This is a genomic window from Marinobacter sp. SS8-8 (assembly GCF_030540945.1).
Classification (GTDB): Bacteria; Pseudomonadota; Gammaproteobacteria; order Pseudomonadales; family Oleiphilaceae; genus Marinobacter.
On record NZ_JASSVN010000049.1, the window covers coordinates 1 to 1,937 of the forward strand.

Below are 1,937 nucleotides of genomic sequence, written 5' to 3' on the forward strand. Positions count from 1 at the left end.
GCCACTCGTAAATCCGGGCCCGGCTCATTCCAAGTGCTTTAATAACCACTTCTGGACTTTCCCCTTCCATCACCCGCTGAACAGCGCGAATGCGAAGGGCTTCGAGGGTTTTATGATCCAGTTTACGACCATCAGTCTGGCGCATGAGTGACAATATCCGATAAGCTTTGGGAGAACATATCACATTATAAATAATGTTCGCTTACTTTTGTACTGATTAGTATCTCTGACCTCCCTTTTTAACCATCGGGAAACTGGACTACCAATAGGCAATGGACTTGGGACCATTGATACTGCATTCGTGCACTCGGAAGACGCACGAACAAGCTCTACAAAGGCGAGATACATTTGTTCACTTGCTTCCCAACTTCCCGCGACACTATTCCCATAAATTCTCACTAAAATGGCTTTGAGATCTGATCTTCCTTGATAATCCATTACCTATCCTCCAGATGAAATATTATTCAAAATCCACTCAAAATCATTAAGAGAACCTACATGACTAAGCAGGTATACATCATTATTAGCAACGATATAGGCAAAGTTGCTGTTATCTTTTTCAAATGATATGAATATTTCCGCTTCTTTTTTTGCAACAACTTTTGAATCACCAGCTTCAATACCAAAAGCTAGGCGACTAGACTTTAGCTTTTCATTTAAATCGTCATCATCGAAGTAAAATGAAGTATCATATATTCGCCTAAGAATATATGCAGCATCAAGGTCATCTCCATACCCACCAATATCAAATGAGGAAATATCACCCTGGACCGACAGGCTAGAACCGGCTTCATAAAACTGAAGTATTATGAGGTCATTTCTGAATATTAAATTCTTTACTGGTCTTGGTAGATCGATGCGCAGATCAGGAGACAAAATAACTTCCGAAAGTGAATGATTTTCCACCTCAGAATTTTCGCTCGGAGAACTAAATGCTGAACATGCAGTCAAAAAAAGCGAAACAAAAAATATTGTGAAGGCTTGGCGAGTTACTTTTACATTCATAGAAACACATTCCTTATGTTACACCTCCGTGATGGTAAACCAGACAATAGACGAGCCGCAAGCAGAGTAGATCTGGCCCGTTAACGCCCGCCATCACCGGTGACAGAACCGCAGCGAAGCGGAGGTTTTGGCATCCGGTGCATGGCCTGGTTACACCTCACTTTGGTCAGTGAAGCTGATTGAAAACTTCCGGGTGTTGCTCAGCAATGCGCAGAAGCGCAACGGCAGGCCCCTGCGGCTCACGACGACCCTGCTCCCAATCCTGAAGCGTTCGTACACTCACGCCCATAAGACCGGCAAATGCAGATTGCGACATGTTCAACTTCAGCCTGATCACTTTCGGCGGTGAAGGCTCTGACAGCTCATGGGTTCGTAAAGCCAATTTGCCCTTCTTGAACTGCTTGATTTCGTTAATACCATCAAGAATCTCTGTCCCAAGGTTCCTGTCACCCATTTTTGATTGCCTCCGCTATCTGCTTGAGCGTATGGCCAGGAATGCTGGCGCGCTCTGATTTACTGTACAGCGTGAGCATCCATATCTCGTGGTCAGACTTCTTCCAGTAATAAATTGCTCTGATGCCACCGCTCTTTCCGGAACCCGCTGGTGCCCATCGAACTTTACGAACGCCACCTGAGCCTTTGATTAAATCCCCGGCATCCGGCTTTTGCAAAAGGTAGGTTTGAAGCCCACGGTACTCCTCGTCCGTGAGGTAGTTCGGTAATAACTTGGTGAACGTTGAGGTTTCGATGAATAGCATTGCCTGAATATACGGCTATGCCGTATAAATTTCAAGGTTAGATCAGTGAGGTGTAACGCTGAAGCACAGCGGCGCCCTGACAAGGGCGTCCGGTGGCCGTAGGCCACGAACTGCTGCGACTGGTTAGATGCCGGAGCTGCCCGGCAATTTATTGCGGCACCCAATGCTGAATGC

At 45.9% G+C, this 1,937-nt stretch carries 3 protein-coding genes; all 3 read right to left on the reverse strand.

Translation table 11 applies throughout. The annotated features are described in order from the left end of the window. Positions 1–441: 441 nt before the first annotated feature. Positions 442–1,005 carry a hypothetical protein gene (locus QPL96_RS19320; protein WP_303288903.1) on the reverse strand — a complete coding sequence of 188 codons (564 nt, stop codon included), beginning with the start codon at positions 1,003–1,005 and terminating at the stop codon, positions 442–444. A 166-nt stretch (positions 1,006–1,171) separates the two neighbouring features. Next, positions 1,172–1,459: a DNA-binding transcriptional regulator gene (locus tag QPL96_RS19325; RefSeq protein ID WP_237145207.1), complete on the reverse strand. Its 288-nt coding sequence runs from the start codon at positions 1,457–1,459 to the stop codon at positions 1,172–1,174. Next, the gene (locus tag QPL96_RS19330; RefSeq protein ID WP_012137896.1) at positions 1,452–1,763 is read right to left on the reverse strand and encodes a type II toxin-antitoxin system RelE/ParE family toxin; all 312 of its coding nucleotides are present in this window, start codon (positions 1,761–1,763) and stop codon (positions 1,452–1,454) included. Before QPL96_RS19330 ends, QPL96_RS19325 begins: the two co-directional genes overlap by 8 nt. Positions 1,764–1,937 lie beyond the last annotated feature (174 nt).